The 20628-nt window shown below is 53.3% G+C and carries 21 protein-coding genes and 1 riboswitch; of the genes, 12 read left to right on the top strand and 9 right to left on the bottom strand.

The window, feature by feature from the left end; translation table 11 throughout:
- Positions 1–12: 12 nt before the first annotated feature.
- Positions 13–1749 carry a potassium-transporting ATPase subunit KdpA gene (gene kdpA, locus H8696_RS05640; protein WP_249315816.1) on the bottom strand — a complete coding sequence of 579 codons (1737 nt, stop codon included), beginning with the start codon at positions 1747–1749 and terminating at the stop codon, positions 13–15.
- Positions 1750–1984: 235 nt separating this feature from the next.
- Positions 1985–2494 carry an HdeD family acid-resistance protein gene (locus H8696_RS05635; protein ID WP_249315810.1) on the bottom strand — a complete coding sequence of 170 codons (510 nt, stop codon included), beginning with the start codon at positions 2492–2494 and terminating at the stop codon, positions 1985–1987.
- Positions 2495–2570: 76 nt separating this feature from the next.
- Between H8696_RS05635 and H8696_RS05630 the strand changes: the two genes are divergently transcribed.
- From H8696_RS05630 to H8696_RS05595, 8 genes are all read left to right on the top strand, one after another.
- A complete protein-coding gene (locus tag H8696_RS05630) occupies positions 2571–3278 on the top strand; it encodes an MBL fold metallo-hydrolase (RefSeq protein WP_249315808.1) in 708 nt (235 codons plus the stop codon).
- 35 nt (positions 3279–3313) lie between these two features.
- Positions 3314–3423: riboswitch (TPP riboswitch) on the top strand.
- Between the two features lie 50 nt (positions 3424–3473).
- Positions 3474–4769: a phosphomethylpyrimidine synthase ThiC gene (gene thiC / locus H8696_RS05625; RefSeq protein WP_249315804.1), complete on the top strand. Its 1296-nt coding sequence runs from the start codon at positions 3474–3476 to the stop codon at positions 4767–4769.
- A gap of 2 nt (positions 4770–4771) precedes the next feature.
- A complete protein-coding gene (thiW, locus tag H8696_RS05620) occupies positions 4772–5314 on the top strand; it encodes an energy coupling factor transporter S component ThiW (protein ID WP_249315800.1) in 543 nt (180 codons plus the stop codon).
- On the top strand, positions 5280–6083 hold the full coding sequence (thiD, locus tag H8696_RS05615) for a bifunctional hydroxymethylpyrimidine kinase/phosphomethylpyrimidine kinase (protein ID WP_249315794.1): 804 nt from the start codon (positions 5280–5282) through the stop codon (positions 6081–6083). The genes thiW and thiD overlap by 35 nt, the downstream gene beginning before the upstream one ends.
- Positions 6084–6086: 3 nt before the next feature.
- Entirely contained in the window at positions 6087–6932 is an 846-nt protein-coding gene (gene thiM, locus H8696_RS05610; RefSeq protein ID WP_249315790.1) for a hydroxyethylthiazole kinase, read from the top strand.
- A complete protein-coding gene (gene thiE / locus H8696_RS05605; protein ID WP_249315778.1) occupies positions 6916–7551 on the top strand; it encodes a thiamine phosphate synthase in 636 nt (211 codons plus the stop codon). The genes thiM and thiE overlap by 17 nt, the downstream gene beginning before the upstream one ends.
- Before the next feature lie 11 nt (positions 7552–7562).
- Positions 7563–8228, top strand: a complete 666-nt coding sequence (locus H8696_RS05600; RefSeq protein ID WP_249315776.1) for an HAD family hydrolase — start codon at positions 7563–7565, stop codon at positions 8226–8228.
- Positions 8229–8244: 16 nt separating this feature from the next.
- Positions 8245–8901 carry an HAD family hydrolase gene (locus tag H8696_RS05595; RefSeq protein ID WP_249315774.1) on the top strand — a complete coding sequence of 219 codons (657 nt, stop codon included), beginning with the start codon at positions 8245–8247 and terminating at the stop codon, positions 8899–8901.
- An 85-nt stretch (positions 8902–8986) separates the two neighbouring features.
- Here the strand turns inward: H8696_RS05595 and H8696_RS05590 are convergent, their stop codons facing one another.
- Complete coding sequence (locus tag H8696_RS05590) at positions 8987–10081, bottom strand: Gfo/Idh/MocA family protein (protein WP_249315772.1); 1095 nt, start codon at positions 10079–10081, stop codon at positions 8987–8989.
- A gap of 157 nt (positions 10082–10238) precedes the next feature.
- On the bottom strand, positions 10239–11033 hold the full coding sequence (locus tag H8696_RS05585; protein WP_249315770.1) for an O-antigen ligase family protein: 795 nt from the start codon (positions 11031–11033) through the stop codon (positions 10239–10241).
- An 811-nt stretch (positions 11034–11844) separates the two neighbouring features.
- Between H8696_RS05585 and H8696_RS05580 the strand changes: the two genes are divergently transcribed.
- The 4 genes from H8696_RS05580 to H8696_RS05565 all read left to right on the top strand — a co-directional run bounded on the left by H8696_RS05580 (position 11845) and on the right by H8696_RS05565 (position 16689).
- Positions 11845–13269 carry a M81 family metallopeptidase gene (locus H8696_RS05580; protein ID WP_249315768.1) on the top strand — a complete coding sequence of 475 codons (1425 nt, stop codon included), beginning with the start codon at positions 11845–11847 and terminating at the stop codon, positions 13267–13269.
- A gap of 142 nt (positions 13270–13411) precedes the next feature.
- Positions 13412–14842 carry a M81 family metallopeptidase gene (locus H8696_RS05575; RefSeq protein WP_249315766.1) on the top strand — a complete coding sequence of 477 codons (1431 nt, stop codon included), beginning with the start codon at positions 13412–13414 and terminating at the stop codon, positions 14840–14842.
- 49 nt (positions 14843–14891) lie between these two features.
- Complete coding sequence (locus H8696_RS05570) at positions 14892–16316, top strand: M81 family metallopeptidase (protein ID WP_249315764.1); 1425 nt, start codon at positions 14892–14894, stop codon at positions 16314–16316.
- Positions 16317–16326: 10 nt separating this feature from the next.
- Positions 16327–16689: an MmcQ/YjbR family DNA-binding protein gene (locus H8696_RS05565; protein ID WP_249315757.1), complete on the top strand. Its 363-nt coding sequence runs from the start codon at positions 16327–16329 to the stop codon at positions 16687–16689.
- Positions 16690–16742: 53 nt separating this feature from the next.
- On the opposite strand, the gene H8696_RS05560 is transcribed toward H8696_RS05565, so the two are convergent.
- The 5 genes from H8696_RS05560 to hisH form a co-directional block, all read right to left on the bottom strand.
- Positions 16743–16967, bottom strand: coding sequence for a hypothetical protein (locus H8696_RS05560; RefSeq protein ID WP_249315751.1), 225 nt, complete (start codon positions 16965–16967; stop codon positions 16743–16745).
- Between the two features lie 220 nt (positions 16968–17187).
- Entirely contained in the window at positions 17188–18492 is a 1305-nt protein-coding gene (gene purB, locus H8696_RS05555; RefSeq protein WP_249315749.1) for an adenylosuccinate lyase, read from the bottom strand.
- An 11-nt stretch (positions 18493–18503) separates the two neighbouring features.
- Positions 18504–19220, bottom strand: coding sequence for a phosphoribosylaminoimidazolesuccinocarboxamide synthase (gene purC, locus H8696_RS05550; protein WP_249315747.1), 717 nt, complete (start codon positions 19218–19220; stop codon positions 18504–18506).
- A gap of 19 nt (positions 19221–19239) precedes the next feature.
- Entirely contained in the window at positions 19240–20013 is a 774-nt protein-coding gene (gene hisF / locus H8696_RS05545) for an imidazole glycerol phosphate synthase subunit HisF (RefSeq protein ID WP_249315741.1), read from the bottom strand.
- On the bottom strand, positions 20007–20624 hold the full coding sequence (gene hisH / locus H8696_RS05540; protein ID WP_249315729.1) for an imidazole glycerol phosphate synthase subunit HisH: 618 nt from the start codon (positions 20622–20624) through the stop codon (positions 20007–20009). Before hisH ends, hisF begins: the two co-directional genes overlap by 7 nt.
- Positions 20625–20628 lie beyond the last annotated feature (4 nt).

The following is a 20628-nucleotide window of genomic DNA, read 5'->3' as shown; positions in this document are numbered from 1 at the left end:
ATCACCCCTTTATTACACAATCATTTGGAAGTATTCGGCGATGGGTCCAAGGGCCAGTGCGGGCAGGAAGCTGAGGGCACCCACCAACAGCACGACGAAGATCAAAAGGAAGATGAACATCGCGTTGGTAGTGGAGAGCGTACCGGCGCTGACGGCCACCTTCTTCTTCTTGGCCAGGCTTCCGGCGATGGCCAGCGTGGAAACCAGCGGAACGAATCGTACGAACAGCATCACAAGGCCCAGCGACACGTTTAAAAAAGGCGTATTGGCATTAAATCCGGCAAAGGCCGATCCATTGTTGCCGCCGCAGGAGGCATAAGCATAGAGCACCTCCGAGAGGCCATGGGCGCCGGGGTTGTTGAGGCTGTCCGCTGTGCTGGGCAAAAGCGCGGCGATACCGCTGCCGACAAGGATGGCAATGGGGGTTGCTAGACAAACGAGAACGGCCATCCGCATCTCATAGGGCTCGATCTTTTTGCCCAGATACTCCGGCGTCCGGCCCACCATGAGCCCGGCGATGAACACGGTCAGGATAGCAAAACCGATCATGCCGTAAAGTCCGCAGCCTGTGCCGCCGAAGATCACTTCGCCCAGCATCATGAGCAGCATGGGAATCATGCCGCCAAGCGGCGTGTAACTGTCGTGCATGGAGTTTACCGAGCCGTTGGAGGCGGCAGTGGTGAAGGTGGCCCAAGTGGCGGAGGTAGCGATGCCAAAGCGCACCTCTTTTCCCTCCATATTGCCGCCGGCCTGATCCACGGTTCCCAGGTCCACCACGCCGTTTTGCGACAGCTGAGGCGTTCCAGCCTGTTCACTGATGGCTACGCCGGCAAGGGCCAGGACAAGCACGATAAACATGGCCAAAAACAGCGCCCGGCCCTGCCGTTTATCCTTGACGTTTCGCCCGAAGGTGAAGCAGCAGGCCACGGGGATGAGCAAAAGTGATACCATCTCCAAAAGGTTGGAAAAGGGGGTGGGATTCTCCAGAGGATGGGCAGAGTTCACACCCATGAAACCGCCTCCGTTGGTTCCGGCCTGCTTGATGGCGGTCTGGCTGGCTGCGGGGCCCATGGGCACCACCTGTTCGGTGACCACCGTGCCGTCCTCCGTGGTGATGGGCTCCACCAGAGAAACGGTCTCGTAGCCGCTGAAGTTTTGAATCACACCCTGGGAGATGAGCCCAATGGAGATGAGGAAACACAGGGGAATCAGAATGTACATGACGATGCGGGTCATATCCACCCAGAAGCTTCCAAGGCCGGTTTTTTTCGTTTGAATGAAACCGCGGATGAGCGCAAACATCACCGCGATGCCCACGGCCGGGGAAAGGAAGTTCTGCACCGTCAGGCAGAACATCTGAGTGAAGTAGCTGAGCGTACTTTCACCAGAATAGGCCTGCCAGTTGGTGTTGGTCACGAAGCTCACGGCAGTGTTGAAGGATAGGTGCCAGGAACTGCCCGGGAGCTTTTCAGGATTCAGCGGCAAAAGGTTTTGGCCCATCTGGATCAGTATGAACACGATAAGGCTGATCCCGCTGAAAATGAGGATGCTGCCCGCATACCTCTTCCAGCTCATTTGTTCGTCCTTATCCACACGCAGAATCCGATAGACAAAGTTTTCGCAGGGGACGAGCACCCTGGATAGAAAGACCTTTTCGCCGTTCATGACCTTCCCCATATATTTGCCAAGGGGTATGGCCAAGACGACCAGAATGATCAAATACAGCCCATACTGCAAAACTGCGCTCATGCGGCATCATCCCCTTTCAGAAGCACGTATCCCAAATACGCGAGCACCCATACGGAGATCACGCCGATAATTGCGATCACGATCTGCACGATGGCTCCCTCCCTTGTTCTTTGATGGACCAAGTCTAGCATGAATAGAATTAGGGTGGGATTAAGGAAGGATTAGGAAAATAAAGATCGCATAAAGACATAAAAATAACGGGTATTCCAGCGAATACCCGTTATTTAAGAAATGATTATTGGCGGAAGGCCGACAGAATATCCATGATTCCCGCAATGGCGAAATAGATGCCGAGGACCACCGTCAAGGTTACCATGCTCTCCAGGGGATTGAGGAACAGGATAATGGCAAAGACAACGGAGACGGCGCCCATGATCAAGGGCAGCCACCAGGCCCGGAACACGTCCTTAAACCTAAAAGCGGAGATAATCTGGCTGATGCCTTTGATCAAAGCCCAGCAGGCCATCATGATGGGCAGCAAAGCCAAGGTGAGATAGGGCAGAAGATTGTTGGTGAGCAGCACCACACCGAAAATAACGTCCAAAATGGGAGGAATCAGGGTGTACCATTTGCGCTCGTAGTCCCGTGTATAGCGCCATATTCCCACGGCACCCACCACAATGAACACCAGTGCAATCCAAATCACCAGGGTCATCAGCGCCGACTCGGGGCTGAAGGCACAGAAAAGTCCCAGAATGAGCATGAGAATGCCCGATAGAAGACTCCATAGGCTCCAAGCTGTCATTTCGCTATCCCCTTTCAATTTTACCTATGCTATAATAGTAGCAGAACTGCGGACCATTTTGCAAGGAGGGATAGTCATGGCCTGTTACACGGTGGAAAAGCTGCAGGAAGGCGTTCATATGATCTCGGAAAAGCATGTCAGGATGTTTCTGGTGGAGGGTACGGAAGGCGCCGTTCTCATCGATACCGGCTTTGGCGGCGGCGACCTCGCCCAGCTGGTGCGCGAGATCACGGACCGTCCGGTGACGGTGATCAATACTCACGCACACCGGGACCACTGCGGTGCGGATGCCCAATTTGAACTCATCATGGCGAATGGCGCCGATTTTAACGCTCTTCGAGAAATTACTGATACGAAGCCGGGTGAGATCTTTGACCTTGTGGCCCTCCGGGACGGGGACGAGCTGGACATCGGGGGCAGGACCCTTCGCGTAATTGAGATACCGGGACATACGCCGGGCAGCATCGCGCTGCTGGATGTGGAGCACCGTATTCTCTTTTCCGGGGACACCCTGCAGGAAGGGCCTGTATACCTGTTCCTGCCGGGAGCCAGCCTCGAGGCTTTTGAGCAGAGCCTGGAAAGGCTGGATGAGCTCAAAGACAGTTATGATGTGGTGTATGCCGCCCATAACAAACTGCCCATCGATGCTTCCTATATTGAGGATCTTTTGGCGCTCACGGCGGAGCTTGCGGAGGGCAGGGCTGAACCCCTGGAGACGCTGGACAGAGAGGGCCAAATCTACCACACCTATGGTAAAGGCCGGGTAAAAATCTTTTATCACTGATTGACAAGTCCGTCAAGGGACTGTATGATAATCATGAAAAAGCACTGGGGAGCTGGACTGGATCTGGCTGAGAGGGGATTGCATGATCCCGACCCACGAACCTGATACGGGTAATGCCGGCGTAGGTAGTGATCGGAATCGTCATCGTCTGCCGAAATCGGCAGACGATTTTTTTATACAAAGGAGTGGGGCAATATGGAATACACGACGCAGATGGACGCGGCAAAAAAAGGTATCGTGACCCGGCAGATGCGGGATGTGGCTGAACGGGAACACATAGGCCTGGATCAGTTGATAGACCTTGTGGCGAGGGGAAAAGTGGCCATTCCCGCCAACCGCAACCATACGAACATCAAGGGCTGTGCCGTGGGCGAGAGGATGTCCACCAAAATCAACGTGAATCTTGGCATCAGCAAGGACGCGTCCTCCATGGACGACGAGATCGCGAAATACCGCAAAGCCATCGAGATGGGCGGCGACGCCATTATGGACCTCAGCTGTTTTGGCAAGACCAAAACCTTCCGCAGGAAGCTTTTGGCCGAGTGCCCCGTGCCCATTGGTACGGTACCCATGTACGATGCGGTGGGCTTTTTGGAAAAGGGTCTTTCTCACATTGAGCCGCGGGAGTTTCTGGAAGTCTTTCGGGCCCATGCCGAGGACGGCGTGGACTTCATGACCATCCACGCGGGCCTCAACCGCAGAACCGTGGAGCGTTTCAAGGCCAATCGGCGCCTGACCAACATCGTATCCCGGGGCGGATCGCTGATCTTTGCCTGGATGATTTCCACCGGCAATGAGAATCCTTTCTATGAATACTTTGACGAGGTGCTGGATATCGCGGAGAAGTACGATGTGACCTTGAGCCTGGGGGATGCCATGCGGCCGGGCTGCATTGAGGATGCCAGTGACGCTTGTCAGATCGGCGAGCTCATGGAGCTGGGCGAGCTCACCCTGCGGGCCTGGGCGCACAACGTACAGGTTATGGTGGAGGGGCCAGGGCATATGCCCATCGATCAGATTGCCGCCAATATGCTGCTGGAAAAGCGCCTTTGCCATGGCGCGCCCTTCTATGTACTGGGCCCGCTGGTCACCGATGTGGCGCCGGGCTACGACCACATTACGGCCGCCATTGGCGGAGCGGTGGCGGCGGCAAACGGCGCCGATTTCCTGTGCTATGTGACGCCGGCGGAGCACTTGAGGCTTCCCGACCTGCACGACATGAAAGAGGGGATCGTGGCCGCAAAAATTGCCGCCCATGCGGGAGATATCGCAAAGGGGATTCCCGGCGCCGCGCAGTGGGATCACCGCATGAGCGAGGCCCGGCGCAACATCGATTGGAAGGCCATGTTCGCCGAAGCCATCGATCCGGAAAAACCGAGAGCTTATCGGGAGAGTTCGCCGCCCGAACATGAGGACACCTGCACCATGTGCGGTGAAATGTGCGCCATGCGGACCATGCGCCGGGCGCTGGAAGGGGAGAAGGAATTTTGAGAATGGATAAAGTAAATGTAAAAAAACTGACCTTGGCGGCGGTTCTCATCGCCATTGGCGTGGTCTGCTCCACCTTTGCCATTCCCGTTGGATTTTCCAAGTGTTTTCCCATTCAGCACTTGGTGAACGTGCTCTCCGCCATGCTTCTTGGACCCTGGTACGCACTTGGCAATGCGTTTGTCATTTCGTTGCTGCGCAACCTCATGGGTACGGGCACGCTTCTCGCCTTCCCGGGCAGCATGGTGGGGGCATTCCTGGCGGGGCTCATGTTTATGAAATTCCGCAAGGTGTGGTCGGCCTTTATCGGGGAGATCGTGGGTACAGGCATCATCGGCGCCATCCTTTGCTATCCCATTGCGCTGCTGATTATGCACAACACGTCGGCCGCATTGTTCGGTTATGTGATTCCCTTTGGCATCAGCTCCCTGGGCGGAGCGATTCTTGCGGTACTGATCTATTTTGCGCTGGACCGCACCGGCGTTCTTGCGCATTTCAATGGAGGAATGGCTTATGAAAAAACTTCTAACCATCGCAGGCTCGGATAGCTGCGGCGGCGCGGGCATTCAGGCGGATATCAAAACCTTTTCCGCCAACGGCTGCTATGCCATGAGCGTGATCGCGGCGGTGACCGCGCAGAATACAAAAGGTGTTTTTGCCGTGCAGGACATCGATCCCGAGATCATTGGCGCTGAGATCGACGCCATCTTCACCGACATCGAAGTGGACGGTGTGAAGATCGGCATGGTGTCCAATGCGGACAGCATCCGGGTGATCGCGGAACGTCTTCGCAAATATAAACCGGAAAAAATTGTACTTGACCCGGTGATGGTCTCCAAAAGCGGCTATGATCTTTTAAAGCCGGAGGCAGTGCGTACACTGGCTGAGGAGCTGGTACCTCTGGCCTATGTGATCACACCCAATATCCCTGAAGCGGAGATCATCGCCGACATGAGAATTGTGACCCGGGAGGACGTGGAGGAGGCGGCAAAAAGGATCAAGGCCATGGGAGCCAGATATGTTCTTATCAAGGGTGGGCATCTCGCAGGGGAGCCCTCCGACGTGCTTTACGACGGCGAACTTTTTACCACCTTCCCCGGCAAACGGATTGACACCAAGAACACCCATGGAACGGGCTGCACCCTTTCCTCCGCCATTGCCGCCAATCTGGCCAAAGGTTTTTCCATGGAGGAAGCGGTGCGGGCGGCTAAGGCTTACGTAACCATTGGCATCGAGCACGGTATCGAGCTGGGTAAGGGCGTGGGCCCCACCCACCATTTTTACGAACTCTATCAGAAAATGGGCTGGGAGGCATAAAGGATGGATAAGGATAGGATCATGCTGCAGAACGCTGGCCGGATACTTCAGGCCATCCCTGGTCTCAAGCCCATCGTGCATTGCATCACCAATTATGTGACGGTCAACGGCTGTGCGAACATCGTACTCGCTTGCGGAGCTTCCCCCATCATGGCGCAAAACGTTGCGGAGGTGGAGGAGGTGGCGTCCTTTGCCAAGGCGCTGGTGCTCAATATCGGCACGGTGGACAACGTGGAAGCCATGGTGCTTGCGGGCAAAAAAGCGAAGTCCCTGGGCACGCCGGTAATCTTCGACCCGGTGGGCGCGGGAGCTACCTCCTTGCGCAACCGCACAGCGGAGAGGATTTTAAAGGAAGTAAAACCGGATATTATTCGGGGCAATATGTCGGAAGTCCGTACCTTGGGCGGACTTGCCGCTTCCACCAAGGGGGTGGATGCGGCCGCCGAGGACAGCGCGGGGATTGGAACCTCGGCCAAAATGCTGCGGGATATCGCCAAGGATTTGAACGCTGTGGTGGTTGCCACCGGCGTGAAGGATCTTGTCTCCGACGGCCGGAGGGTGTATCATATTGAAAACGGGCATTCCATGATGGCCTATGTCACCGGCACCGGCTGCATGCTGAGCACCATGACGGCGGCTTATGCCGCCGCTGCCGGCAAGGAGGGCTATCTTGCCGCCGCCATTGGAGCGACCGCAGCCATGGGTATCGCGGGGGAGATGGCCTATGAAGCCGTCATGACTCTGGGCGCGGGCGTGGGCACCTTCCAGCAAAAACTATTCGACGCCATCTTTGCCATGGATGCCTCAACGCTTCTGGAAAGAGGGAAAGTCTATGAGGATACCGTATAACTACGCTCTATATTTGGTCACGGACAGCGAGCTGTGCCCCCGGGAAAATCTGTTCAGCCAGGTGGAAAGGGCACTGCAGGGCGGCGTGACCATGGTCCAGCTTCGGGAAAAGGATCTGGGGTCCCTGGCCTTTTATCAAACGGCATTGAAGATGAAGTCGCTTACGGATCGCTATCATGTGCCTCTTATCATCAACGACCGGCTGGATATCGCCCTTGCTGTGGATGCGGCGGGCGTTCATGTGGGGCAAAGCGACCTTCCGGCCGCGGTGGTGCGCCGGCTGATGGGACCGGAGAAACTGGTGGGGGTTTCCGCGTCCACCGTGGCGGAGGCGGTTATCGCCTACAACGATGGGGCGGACTATCTGGGCGTGGGAGCGGTGTTTCCCACCAGTACCAAGAAGGATGCGGTGAATATTAAGGACAGCATTGCCATGCTCACCGCTATTCATGCTGCGGTGCCCATTCCCATGGTGGGAATCGGCGGCATCAGTGAAAAGAATATTGATAAGCTCTACGGTACAGATATCGACGGCGTGGCCGTGGTGTCCGCTTTGATGTGTGCCAAGGACCCGCGGGCCGCCGCTGAAAGACTGCTGGCGTGCACGAACAGTCTTTAGGGAGAACGGCCATGGCTTTTCGGGGCGCGATCTTTGACTTGGATGGCACGGTCTTGGATTCTATGACGGTGTGGGATCATGTTCTGCCAAACTTTCTTAGGGGAAAGGGGTTTGCACTCGAGCCCGGTCTCATGAATGAGGTGGCGGGTATGACCTTCACTGAATCTTCAAACTATGTGAAAACGCTGTATGGCCTCGCCGAAAGTCCCGAGGAGATCCAGACGGCATGGTGCGAAGAAGCACGCCGCCAATACGCCGAAGAGGTGGTGGAGAAGGAGGGCGCCAGCAACTTTATCCGGGCGCTTAAGGCGGCCGATATTCGTTTATCGGTGGCCACCACCTGCATGCGCGATCTGGCCGAGGCGGCTTTGGAGCATCTGCAGCTTTCTTTCCTTCTCAACCCCGTATTCTATGCCGATGAATTGCGTATGAATAAGCGCGATCCCTGGATTTATGAATTGTGTGCCAAAGCCATGGGTGTTTTACCCTCCGAATGCGCCGTTTTTGAGGACAGCTATGGCACGCTTGACGCGGTGCGCAAAGCGGGCATGAAATTTGTGGGTGTGTTCGATGAAAAGAATGCCGCCAACGAGGCAAGACTGCGCCGGGAAGGGGATTTGTTTGTTACGCATTGGGACGGGTTGACCGTGGCACAAATTGCCCGTCTATTTTCATAGATGAAGGGGGAAGGATATGAGGATTGAAGGGGCTTTCTTTGACATGGACGGCCTGATGCTGGATACGGAAACCATCAATCTTAAAGCTTGGCAGATGGCGGCGAAAGAGGCGGGCCGGGAGATGAGTTGGGAGGACGCGTGCCTGCTTTTGGGGCGGAATCAGAAGGATACGATCGAGTATCTGAAAGCCCGGTGGAACATGGATGTCCGTCCGGTCAACGATCGGGTGGAGGAAATTGAGCTTGAGCTTTACCGCCAGGGTGTGGATATAAAGCCTGGACTCATGAAGCTTCTAAATTGGCTGAAGGCCGAGAACATTCCAGCGGTCACGGTTACCTCGTCCAATCGTTACATCGTGGAGCTGCTGCTTCAAAACAGCGGTATTCTGCCCTATATGACCGAGCTCACCTGTGGAAATGAAATCACCGCGGGCAAGCCCAGCCCGGAAATCTATCTCAAGGCTGCGGCAAAACTAGGCATTGATCCCAAGCACGGCGTTGCCTTTGAGGATTCAACCAATGGGGTTTTATCGGCGGCAGCAGCGGGTATGGCCGTCTTCGGCGTGCCGGATCTGGTTGACCTGGAGGCGCGGGCGGAAGCGAGACTCTTTAAAAAGGTAAAGGATCTTGATGAAGCTTTGGAATACCTCAAAGCTTGCAAGAGCGAAGGATAGATAATACGAAAGGCCCACTCTTCGGAGCGGGCCTTTTTGCATGCAAAAAGCGGCTGGTGTTTCCAGCCGCTTTTGAGAGTTAAGATTAGATCTCAGGGATCTCAATGGTGACCTCGTGGCCAGACTCGTTGGAACGAATGATGCCATCGATGATCGCCTGATTGTAGATGATCTGGGAGGTGGGGATGGGGGCGGGAAGATTCTCCTTAACCGCATCCACAAAGGAACGGCACTTGAGATAGAACCGGTCCTCCTTCAGATCATGGAGGGGAATGGGCGTGCTGGTGGGCTCATCGAACTTGTCATGGAACAAGGTTACAGGGCCGCAGCTGCCATCCCAGGCACCGCCGTAATGGGACTCAGTGCCAGCGGGCTCCACTTTGAGACCGGCATCGGTGCCAAGGAAGATGGTGGCGCCGGTGGTGTCCATATGCATGGCCCAGGCAGTACGGAAATCTAGGGTGATGCCGCCTTCCAGGCGAATGAAAGCGCCGCAGAAGTCGTCCACGTTGAAGCGGGCTGCGTCCTCGGGCTTATTATACTTGGGATTAGTACCAAAATAATTGAAAGCGGTGGCGGAAACGGTGAGAGGCTTGGGATAACCCAGCGCGTTGAGCACCATATCCAAGGAGTAGCAGCCAATATCGGCAAGGCAGCCCACGCCGGCATAACGCTTCTCGATGAAGGTGCTGCCGGGAATACCGCGCCAGCGGCCGCCACCGGTCTGCACGTAGTAGACTTTGCCCAGAACGCCGCTTTGCACAATTTCCTTGATCTTGCGCATACGACCGTCATAGCGGGGCTGGAAACCGACGGTGAGCAGTTTTCCGGTCTCCTTCTCAACCTTGCGGATCGCAATAGCATCCTCCAGGGTGATGGTCATCGGCTTCTCCAAAAGAACGTCACATCCGGCGCGCATGGCCTGAATAGCACACTCCGCATGGGTGGAATTGTAAGTGCAAACGCTCACAGCATCGGGTTTGATCGCATCCAGCATCTCCTGCGTGTTCTCAAAAGCCTTTGCATTTTCAAGGCCAAATTCATCGAGGAAAGCCCTCGCTTTGCCAGGAACGATATCCGATCCAGCAACGATCTCCACATCGGGCATCTCCAGGTAAGCCGTAGCATGTTTGTGGGCGATTCCGCCGGTACCAATGATAGCAATACGAAACTTTTCCATTTCATCACCCGAATTCCATATAGGAATTCTTTCCTTTCATTATTTTTTGTAGTCCACAAAACCTATATTAGATGCCTTAAAGGCCCTTGTCAATAGTCAACCGCGAATCTTTCTCCACCCATGCCTAAGAAAAACTTGGCCATTGGGAGATGTAACCTTATATATTGTAATTTTCAGATTTTGCATATATGGCTGTTACCACGAAAAGCAGCGGCATAAGCAATACGTCATAAGCGGTTGCCTGTAATAAGCTTAATCCGAGAAACAATAATAAAGTAACAATATATGTGGATTTATACGTTAGAAAATCACGTAATCCACGGAATTTTAATAACCCAGTCTGAATTAGTGTAACGATCATAAGAGCTGCAATTATGATTAAACCAACTAAACCGTAACAGTTCAGCGTTGCTAAAATAAAATTATGGGGAGCAACTTGATAATCTTGACCGGAAACACTATAAGCATAGAAGATATCCCCTGTCCCGAACCAAAGATTCTCTTTTACTCTTTCAATACTTAAGCGTGCTAAACTTTTACGCATTGTATCACTGCGTCCAATTTGAGCGGAAGCTCTCTCCTCATCTTCTGATAAGGGATGCGATGGAACAGGCTCTGAAAAAGATGGATTATTTTGAAAAATGCTTGTGAATCCTGTCTCTCGATACACAGAATATCGTACGTCTCCGACGTCAAAACAGAATAATATTGCTACAATTGCAGTCGAACACACTAATGCAGAAAGAATACGTAGAACAATTCGTTTTCTTTTGAGATTGATAATTATAAATAGTGCGGTTTCAACAAGGAGACAAAAAAAGATTGCGCGAGAACTAAGCGTAAAAACCAGAACAAAAATACCGCTCAGTAATATAAAATTAAAAATATTTTCAAGTTTTGATAAATTGAAAGTAGAATACTTTCTTATTATAATGGGCAAAAACAGCAGCATCGAGCCGCCAATTGCAATTTCGTTAATGAAGGAGTAGTAAAAATAGTCTGAAAAAATCAAGAAAATGGATCTATAGAGTAATATAATGAAGCATAATTTACAAATATTATCGGTGAGTACATCGGCAGAACTGTAGAAATTATCTTTCCACAATAGAGAAAACAGCGAAAATGATCCTAACAAAATAATTGTATAATACAGATTATCCTTAACTTCCATATGATTAACATACCGGTATACACATAGAATTATATAGTATACTACGAAAGCATAATATAGAAGCACAGACATATCAAAATTACGGGATCGAATATCTAGGAATAACTTTATTATTATTGGAATCACAAATAGTACATAAGTCAAAAGAGTGAGAGCTTTGGTTACTGATGATGGAATAGAAATAAAATCTCCTATAAATCTTGACGTAAAAGTCTGAAAAAGAATTAAACCTATAAAAAAGAGCAGGGGGATATTTGACCCCAAAAATCTTCTCATCGCACAGTACCTCAAAAAATATTTTTATGCCACTGCATTACTTATGCGTATATACTTTGGCTTTAATGCATTATAAAATACATCTATAAATATAAATTTTAGCATAAAATAAAGAATATTTCAAGATATTATGGATGGAAGCATGGGTATTCAACAACCAAGCCCACATCATTTTTTTATATTTAGGGTATTTCCAGTGATGTTATCCTTGCAAGAAAATGTTTACTTGCTAAAATAGGATGCATATTGACAACATACAAAAATGTATGGTATAGTGAATCGTAAGATACAAATTTGTATTAAAGAGGTGTTTTGTTTGAAGATTTTAATGGCGCAGTATTCCCATGAATCCAACACATTCACACCGCTGACCACAAAACTATCCGATTATGTGGTTAAAGAGGGAGAAGATCTACTTAAATTGGTTCACAAAGCCACAAAGGTGTTTCAGGACGCGGGATGCGAGCTGGTGCCCGTGGTGTATTGCACCGCCTCACCCTCGGGAACCAACGAGCGGGAGGTTTACGATTTTGTGGAGAAAAAAATCTCTGATGCGTTGGATGCCAATCCCGATCTGGACGGCATCTGGGTGCATCTGCATGGCGCCAACTATGTGAAGGAAATCGGTCATGCGGAGCTGGCGCTGCTTAAAATGATCCGTGCCAAGGTGGGGCCGGACATCCCCATTGCCTGGGCCATGGACCCTCACGGCAACGTGGGCCCTGAGCACATCAAATATGCGGATATTCTTCGCGCCTACCGCACGGTGCCCCATGTGGACGTGCAGGAAACGGATGAGGCGGCGGCCCAGGCGCTGCTGGAGCGCATCAAGCTGGGCAACAAAGTGGAGCCGGTCTATGTGCGCGTTCCCGTCCTGGTGGGCGGGGAACAGTCGGTGGGTGCGGAAGAGCCCATGAAATCGGTATTCCAGCGGTTGTGGGAGCTGGACAAAATGGAGGGCATTTTGATGGCTTCCTATACGGTGGGCTTCGTATGGGGCGATACGCCCTGCTCCACGGCCGCCGTGGCTATCACGCCAAGAACGGAAGCGGACCGTGAACTGTGTCTTCGGGAGGCGGAGAAACTGCGGGACTTGGTGGTGGAGAATAAGGAAAAGTTCCAGTTTGCCGTGCTGGCCTTGAGCCCCGACGATGCGGTCCAGCGTTCCATTGAGGAGGCGGAAGGACCGGTTTATGTGTCCGACTCCGGTGATAATCCTCAGGCGGGAGCCACCGGCTGCAACACTGTGATGCTGGAGAAATATCTGAAGGCAGACCTCAAAGGCAAGAAGGTGCTTTTGGCATCCATTTTTGATATTGAAGCCACCCATAAGGCCCTGAAATACAATGTGGGTGACGATATCGAGATCGATATCGGTGCGTGTCTGGACGAATACAGCCAGAAGGTCCGGGTTTGCGGCAAAGTGAAAGCAAAGGGTGACCTTATTTTCCGGACCGGGGAAAAGTTTGGCGATGTGGTGACCATTTCCTGCGGCGGCGTGGATGTGGTGCTGGAGGACCGGGCCGAATCCTTTACTGAAATGGAATATTTCAGGCGGGCGGGCCTTGATGCGGACGACTACGACGTGATCGTGGTCAAGCTGGGCTACCTTTTCCCCGAACTGGATGAGCACGCCAAGCTGCCCATTATGTGTCTCACCCCCGGTGCTTCCTATCAAATCGTGGCCAAACTGCCCTTTACCAAGATTCCCCGTCCCACCTACCCGATGGATGAGATCTGAAACTTATTCGGCATGAAAAGATGGGTAGGGACCTCTAATTTACCAGAAAAATCCATATCTTGACACCCCACAGGACGGGTGCTATAGTGGAAGAGTAGGGTAATTTTGTCCAAAGTTTTAGATGCGAAAGGGTGCTGCAAAAATGAAAAAAATTCTAGCCGTATGCTATTCTCACGAATCCAATACTTTCACGCCCCTTACGACCAAGCTTTCCGACTATGTGATTCGGGAAGACGAGGCCATGCTGCCTTTGATCAAGGAGCCCGTTAAGGTGCTGGAGGAAGCTGGTTATCAGGTGGTTCCTTCCATTTATGCTTCCACCGGACCTTCCGGAACCAACGAACGGGAAGTCTATGATTACGTCGAGAAGAAGGTGGCGGAGGTTATCGATGCCAACCCCGATATCGTAGGCGTGTGGGCCCATCTGCATGGTGCGAACTTTGTGAAGGAAGTGGGCCATGCTGAGTTGGCTCTTCTTAAAATGATCCGCGGCAAGCTGGGTCCGAACGTGCCCATTTCATGGGCGATGGACCCCCATGGCAACGTGAGTCCCGAGCATATTCCCAATGTGGATATCATCCGCGCCTATCGCAGGGTTCCCCATGTGGATGTGGAGCAGACCCAGGTGGAGGCGGCTAAGGCCTTGGTAAAACGCCTTGAGATGGGCAACCATGTGGCGCCCGTATATGTGCGTGTGCCGGTGCTGGTGGGCGGCGAACAGTCCGTGGATTCCCAAGAGCCCATGATCTCCATCTTCAAGAAGCTGTGGGAGCTGGATAAGCGGGATGGCATTCTCATGTCCTCCTACACGGTAGGCTTCGTATGGGGCGATACGCCCTACGCCACGGCGGCTGTTGAGATTACGCCCATGACTGAAGCGGACCGGCCCATGTGCGAGGAGGAAGCCAAGAAGCTTCGGGATTATGTGGTGGAGCATCGCCATGAGTTCCAGTTTGCGGTAACCGCCCTGGAGCCCGACGACACGGTTAAGCGCGCCATCGAGGCGGCCGAGAAGCCGGTGTACATCTCCGATTCCGGCGACAACCCCACGGCCGGTGCCACGGGCTGCAATACCATCATGCTGGATAAGTTCCTCAAAGCGGATCTCAAGGGCAAAAAGCTTTTGATTGCTTCCATCCTGGATGCGCCTCTTTGCGAGCGCCTGCTCAAAATGAATATCGGCGATGCCGTGAAGGATGAGATTGGAACCTGTGTGGATGCGGATAGTTACAAGGTGCCTTTTGAAGGCGTGCTGAAGGGCTTTGGCGAGCTCTTCGATGGACGCACCGGCCAGAAACTGGCGGATACCGCTACCGTTGCCATTGGGGGCATCGATCTTGTGGTGGAAAGCTATCCCCATTCTTTCACTTCCATGAAGGATTTTGAAACCGCGGGTGTTAATCCCGATGACTACGATATCGTCATGGTCAAGCAAGGCTATTTGTTCCCCGAACTGGATGTCAAGGCCAAGTTCCCCATCATGTGCTTGAGCCCGGGAACCACATACCAGATCGTAGCCCGGCTGCCTTTCAAAATCATTCAGCGGCCCACCTATCCCATGGATGAACTCTAAGAATAAAAGCCGGGTTTTCCCGGCTTTTTTCACGCAAGGAGGTTTAGAAATGAAAATTTTGGCGGTCTATATTTCCCACGAATCCAACACTTTTTCACCGCTCACCACGGTTCTGTCGGACTATGTGATCTACGAGGGGGAAAAGATGTTCCCTTACATGAAGGGCGCCTATGATGTGTTGAAGGGGGCGGGCTGTGAGATTGTGCCCACGCTCTACATGAACGCGGCCACATCGGCCACCAATGCCCGGGAGGTCTATGACTATGCCGCGGGCAAGGTGGAGGAAGTTTTGCAACGCGAAAAGGATTTTGACGGGGTTTGGATGCATCTCCATGGCGCGTGTTACGTGAAGGAGATTGGCCATCTGGAGCTGGGAATTCTGCGGCTGATCCGCAAATATGTGGGTCCGGACATTCCCATTGCCTGGGCTATGGACCCTCACGGCAATGTGGGTCCGGACCACATCGAGTTGGCCGACATCCTTCGGGCTTACCGCACCGTACCCCATGTGGACCAGGAACGCACGGATGCTGAAGCCGCCAGAGCACTTGTGCGGCGAATCGCTCTTGGAAATAAGGTGAAACCCGTATACGTGCGCGTGCCGGTACTGGTGGCCGGCGAACAGTCGGTGGATTCCCAGGAGCCCATGATTTCCATCTTCCGCAAGCTGGAGGAGCTGGACAAGCGGGAGGGCATCCTGATGTCCTCCTACACGGTGGGTTTTGTGTGGGGAGACACGCCCAACAGCACAGCTGCCGTTGCGATTACGCCGGAGACGGAGGCGGATAGGGCTCTATGCGAAGCGGAGGCTGAAAAGCTTCGGGATTATGTGGTGGAGCACCGTCGCGAGTTTTCCTTTGCCGTACCCGCTATGGATGTGAATAAAACGGTGGAAGCTGCGCTGAATTCAGATGCGAAACCACTTTATATTTCCGACTCCGGAGACAACACCACCTGCGGCGCCACGGGCTGCACCACCATACTGCTGGAAAAGTTCCTCCATACGGATCTTAAAGGCAAGAAGGTGCTCATCGCGGCCATCTATGACGAAGACGCCACCCATGAGGCTTTGAAGCATGAAGTGGGGGAGAAGATTGTTCTTGGAATCGGGAACGAGGTGGATGCTTTCAGCAAGAAGATCCAGGTTGAGGCCACGGTTAAGGTCAAAGGAGATCTCATTTTCCGTACCGGCGAGATCAAGGGCAAGACCGTAACGCTGTCGGCGGGGGATCTGGACATCGTTTTGGAGGACCGGGTGGAATCTTTTACGCATATGGCCTACTTCCGGAGCGCCGGCGTCGATGTGAACGACTATGACATCATCGTGGTCAAGCTGGGCTATTTGTTCCCTGAGCTTGCGGAGCATGCTGAAGCGACGATCATGTGTCTGACGCCCGGTGCGGGAAGCCAGGATGTGACCCAGCTGCCCTTTACGGTTATTCCCCGCCCAGCCTATCCCATGGACGAACTGTAAGGAGATCTACATGCATTACGACTGGCTGGATGAATACGCATTGGCAAAGCCCGGCGCCGCTGAGGAGTTCAAGGTGGCCTGGGATGCACTGCTTTACAGGGTGGGCGGCCGGATGTATGGCATGAAGGGATGTTACAAGGATGGACGCCCCCTTTTATCCGTCAAAGTGGACCCTTTGGAGGGTGAACGGCTCAGACAGGTCTATCCTGACAAGATTATTCCAGGCTACTACAGCGATAAACGAAACTGGGTGTCCATCTTTCTGGATGTGGAGCTTCCTCGGGAAGTGGTGGAAAAGCTGGTGGACGATTCCTACAGCCTTGTCTTTGCCAAGCTCACTCGAAAGAAGCAGAAAGAGATTTTGGAAGCATAAAAAAGCCCTGTTATTGAAGAAAGGTATGACGCGAGGTCATACCTTTCTCTTTTTTAAACCTTCTTTTCAAACATACCCCAGATTGCAATGCTAAGCCCTATGACCGCGATGCCGATGAAAACATAAACGGCCGGCATAAGGCCATACTGTGAAATGTTCCATAATGATGAAAACTGTCCGTTCACCGTCCATTCATTGGCCATTGAACCCGTAAAAATGAATGCAACAGACAGTACGCCTGTCAAAAACATCACTGCCCCCAAAATTACCTTTTTCATTCCTTCTATCTCCTTTTCAACTTCATGGCTGTTTCCATTATACTGTATCCAATACCGAAAGGCTAGTTGCCCGATGCTTACCAGCTGAAAAGCGCCTGCGGCAGGGCGTCCTTGATGGCAACACGGTTGATCCGTTTAGAAAAAGAGCATGTATTCTTGACGAATACATGCTCTTGCATCTTGTGGCAATGGCTTGCTTCAGCCCGCCGCTTTTCCAGCCTCAGTAAGCCTCCAAAAGGCCTAAACGGCGGAAAATGGTATCCACATGGGTGAGATGGGTCTTGAGTTCGAAGCAGGAATCGAGTTCCGCCTCGGTCATCAGCTCGCGCACCTTGGGATCCTCCCAGAGAATCTCCCGATAGGGGCGGCTGTTGGCCCAGGATTCCATGGCCATGCGCTGCACCATATCGTAGGCGTCCTCTCGAAGCATGCCTTTCTCTACCAGGCGGAGCAGCACCCGCTGGGCTTCCACAAGACCATGGCTCATGGACATGGAGCGCATCATGTTTTCGGGATAGACATGCAGGTTCCCAAGAATGTAGATCATCTGATGAATCATATAGTCGAGAAGGGTGGTGGCATCCGCCAGAATCACCCGCTCGGCGGAGGAGTGGGAGATGTCCCGCTCATGCCAAAGGGCGATATCCTCAAGGGATGTCAGCGCGTAACCGCGGAGCAGCCGGGACAGACCGCAAATCTGTTCGGATTTGACGGGATTGCGCTTGTGGGGCATGGCGGAGGAGCCTTTTTGTCCCTTGGAGAAGGGCTCTTCCACTTCCCGCATCTCCGTTTTCTGCAAGGCGCGGACCTCGGTTGCGATCTTCTCCAAAGTGCCGCCGATGACGGCCAGAGTGCTCACGTACTGAGCGTGACGGTCCCGCTGCAAAACCTGGGTGGAAATGGGGGCGGGAGCAAGGCCCATCTTCTTGCAGACATACTGCTCAACGAAAGGATCGATATTGGCGTAGGTGCCCACCGCGCCGGAGAGCTTGCCCACGGCGATCATCTCCCGGGCCTGCGCAAGCCGCTTCATGTTGCGGCCCATATCGGCATACCATAGGGCAAATTTGAGCCCGAGGGTGATGGGCTCCGCGTGCACGCCATGGGTGCGGCCCATCATGGGCACATCCTTGTAGCGGATCGCCTGATCCCGAAGCGTCTGGGTGAGATCCTCCAGATCGTGGCCCAGCATATCGGTAGCCTCCACCAAAATAGCGGAAAGGGCCGTGTCCACCACGTCGGTGGAGGTGAGCCCAAAGTGCAGATACTTGGATTCATCGCCCAGAGATTCGGCCACGCAGCGGGTGAACGCCACCACATCATGATGGGTGCTTTGCTCAATCTCGTCGATGCGCTCCACGGTGAACTTGGCATTCTCGCGCATGAGCTTTGCGGCCTCTTCCGGCACATGACCCAGCTTTACCCAGGCATCGGTGGCATTGAGCTCCACCTCCAACCACTTCTGGAACTTGTTTTCCGGGCTCCAAAGCTTCGCCATTTCCGGGCGGGTATAACGGTCAATCATGGGGGACCTCCTTACTTGTTATCCGATTCCATCAGGCGGCGCATAACCTCCTGATAGGCTTCCTCAACATCGCCAAGATCCCGGCGGAAGCGGTCCTTGTCCAGCTTGGCCATGGTGTGAACGTCCCACAGCCGACAGGTGTCGGGGGAGATCTCATCGGCCAGAATAATCTTGCCGTCGAAGCGGCCGAATTCCAGTTTAAAGTCCACCAGAATGAGATCGGCTTTGAGAAGGCGTTCCTGCAGCAAACCGTTGATCTTGAGGGTCATCTCCCGGATGGTCTTCATTTCCTCTTCGGTAGCAAGGTCCATCACCTTGATATGATCATCATTGATCATGGGATCGTCCAATTCATCGCTCTTGTAGCAGTATTCCACTACGGGCGCACAAAGCTTCATACCTTCAGTAAGGCCCAAGCGCTTGCAGATGCCGCCGGCAGCAATGTTTCTGACGATCACTTCGACGGGGACGATTTCCACCTTTTTGACCACCGTGCGGCGCTCATCCAGCTCCTCCACAAAGTGGGTCTCCACACCGTTCTTCTCCAGCATCTGGAACAGGTAGTTGGACATGCGGTTGTTGATCACACCCTTGGACGCGATGGTGCCCTTCTTTTTACCATTGAAAGCGGTAGCATCGTCCTTGTAGTTGACGATCACGTACTTTTCATCCTCCGTTGCAAAGACCTTCTTAGCCTTGCCTTCATACATCTGCTGAGTTTCCTTCATGAAGCCATCACCTTTCAGTTTATAATTGGTCCGGGGAAGCGGGCCTTACAGGTACGCCGCGATCGGCCAAATACCGCTTCACCTCAGGGATCGTCAAAGTTTGATAGTGGAACAGGGAGGCGGCGAGCGCCGCATCCGCACCGCCCTTGGTGAGGGCGTCATAAAAATGGGAAAGTTCACCCGCGCCGCCGGAAGCGATCACGGGAATGGATACACGGTCGGCAATTTTACGCGTAATATCAAGAGCATAACCGCCTTGGACGCCATCGGTATCCATGCTGGTGAGCAGGATCTCGCCCGCGCCCCGGGACTCCATTTTTTCCGCCCAGAGAAGTGCGTCAATACCGGTGGGCTTTCGCCCGCCGTGGGTGTAGATCTCCCAATGATCTTCGGTTTTTTTCACATCCATGGCCACCACGATGCACTGCCGGCCAAAACGGAGCGCCGCTTCCTCCACCAGATCAGGATTCATGACGGCGCTGGAATTGAGGGACACCTTATCTGCGCCCCGGCGAAGGATTTCCTTGATCTGGTCCACCGAAGTGATGCCGCCGCCCACAGTGAAGGGGATGAAGACCTGTTCCGCCGTCCGTTCCACCATGGCTAGCGTGGCAAGCCGCCCCTCATGGGTGGCATTGATATCGAGAAAAATGAGCTCATCCGCGCCTTCCTTGTCGTAGCGCTTGGCCGCATCCACCGGATCGCCGGCATCCCGTATGCTTTTAAAATGCACGCCTTTGACCACACGGCCGTCCCGAATATCCAGGCAGGGGATAATCCGCTTGGTCAGCATGGCGCACCTCCTGAGAGCTCAGCAAAGTTTTTAAGCATTTTAAGTCCTGCCACGCCGCTCTTTTCCGGATGAAACTGGGTGGCAAAAAGGTTGCCCCGCCAAACGGCGGAAACAAAATTCCGTCCATAATCGGTTTTGGCGGCCACGATTTCCTGAGGCGCTTCGGCCAGATAGTAAGAGTGCACAAAATAGGCCATTACAGGATCGGTGAGCCCGAAGAAGAGGGGGCAGTCCGATGCCATCTTGAGAGCGTTCCAGCCCATGTGGGGGACCTTCCGCACCCCGGTGATGCCGGTAATTTCGCCGGGAAGAATGCCGAGCCCCGCATGCTCACCGTCCTCGTAGCTTTTTTCAAAGAGAAGCTGCATGCCAAGGCAGATGCCAAGGAAGGGCTTGTCCGAAGCCACCGCCTCCTTAACCGCGTCCACCAGTCCATGGGAGCCAAGCTCGGTCATGGCATCCCGAAAGGCGCCCACACCGGGCAGAACCACATGGGAGGAGCCGCGGATCACATTCGCTTCCCTGGTGATCACGGCTTTTTCCCCCACGGCCGCGAAGGCTTTTTCGACACTTCTCAGATTTCCTACGCCATAGTCAATGATTGCGATCAATGGT

Source organism: Gehongia tenuis (assembly GCF_014384795.1).
GTDB classification, from domain to species: Bacteria; Bacillota; Clostridia; order Christensenellales; family NSJ-53; genus Gehongia; species Gehongia tenuis.
Note: the sequence above shows the minus strand (reverse complement) of the source record. Positions and strands in the feature narration are given on the sequence as shown.

Excerpts from the sequence above, each read along its gene's own strand:
- H8696_RS05590 (WP_249315772.1), bottom strand. The coding sequence starts at position 10,081 with ATGGAAAAGTTTCGTATTGCTATCATTGGTACCGGCGGAATCGCCCAC.
- hisF (WP_249315741.1), bottom strand. The coding sequence starts at position 20,013 with ATGCTGACCAAGCGGATTATCCCCTGCCTGGATATTCGGGACGGCCGT.
- thiC (WP_249315804.1), top strand. The coding sequence starts at position 3,474 with ATGGAATACACGACGCAGATGGACGCGGCAAAAAAAGGTATCGTGACC.
- thiM (WP_249315790.1), top strand. The coding sequence starts at position 6,087 with ATGGATAAGGATAGGATCATGCTGCAGAACGCTGGCCGGATACTTCAG.
- H8696_RS05575 (WP_249315766.1), top strand. The coding sequence starts at position 13,412 with ATGAAAAAAATTCTAGCCGTATGCTATTCTCACGAATCCAATACTTTC.
- H8696_RS05595 (WP_249315774.1), top strand. The coding sequence starts at position 8,245 with ATGAGGATTGAAGGGGCTTTCTTTGACATGGACGGCCTGATGCTGGAT.
- H8696_RS05560 (WP_249315751.1), bottom strand. The coding sequence starts at position 16,967 with ATGAAAAAGGTAATTTTGGGGGCAGTGATGTTTTTGACAGGCGTACTG.
- purC (WP_249315747.1), bottom strand. The coding sequence starts at position 19,220 with ATGAAGGAAACTCAGCAGATGTATGAAGGCAAGGCTAAGAAGGTCTTT.
- H8696_RS05570 (WP_249315764.1), top strand. The coding sequence starts at position 14,892 with ATGAAAATTTTGGCGGTCTATATTTCCCACGAATCCAACACTTTTTCA.
- thiE (WP_249315778.1), top strand. The coding sequence starts at position 6,916 with ATGAGGATACCGTATAACTACGCTCTATATTTGGTCACGGACAGCGAG.
- purB (WP_249315749.1), bottom strand. The coding sequence starts at position 18,492 with ATGATTGACCGTTATACCCGCCCGGAAATGGCGAAGCTTTGGAGCCCG.
- kdpA (WP_249315816.1), bottom strand. The coding sequence starts at position 1,749 with ATGAGCGCAGTTTTGCAGTATGGGCTGTATTTGATCATTCTGGTCGTC.
- H8696_RS05585 (WP_249315770.1), bottom strand. The coding sequence starts at position 11,033 with ATGCTGCTGTTTTTGCCCATTATAATAAGAAAGTATTCTACTTTCAAT.
- H8696_RS05600 (WP_249315776.1), top strand. The coding sequence starts at position 7,563 with ATGGCTTTTCGGGGCGCGATCTTTGACTTGGATGGCACGGTCTTGGAT.
- H8696_RS05565 (WP_249315757.1), top strand. The coding sequence starts at position 16,327 with ATGCATTACGACTGGCTGGATGAATACGCATTGGCAAAGCCCGGCGCC.
- thiD (WP_249315794.1), top strand. The coding sequence starts at position 5,280 with ATGAAAAAACTTCTAACCATCGCAGGCTCGGATAGCTGCGGCGGCGCG.
- H8696_RS05630 (WP_249315808.1), top strand. The coding sequence starts at position 2,571 with ATGGCCTGTTACACGGTGGAAAAGCTGCAGGAAGGCGTTCATATGATC.
- H8696_RS05635 (WP_249315810.1), bottom strand. The coding sequence starts at position 2,494 with ATGACAGCTTGGAGCCTATGGAGTCTTCTATCGGGCATTCTCATGCTC.
- thiW (WP_249315800.1), top strand. The coding sequence starts at position 4,772 with ATGGATAAAGTAAATGTAAAAAAACTGACCTTGGCGGCGGTTCTCATC.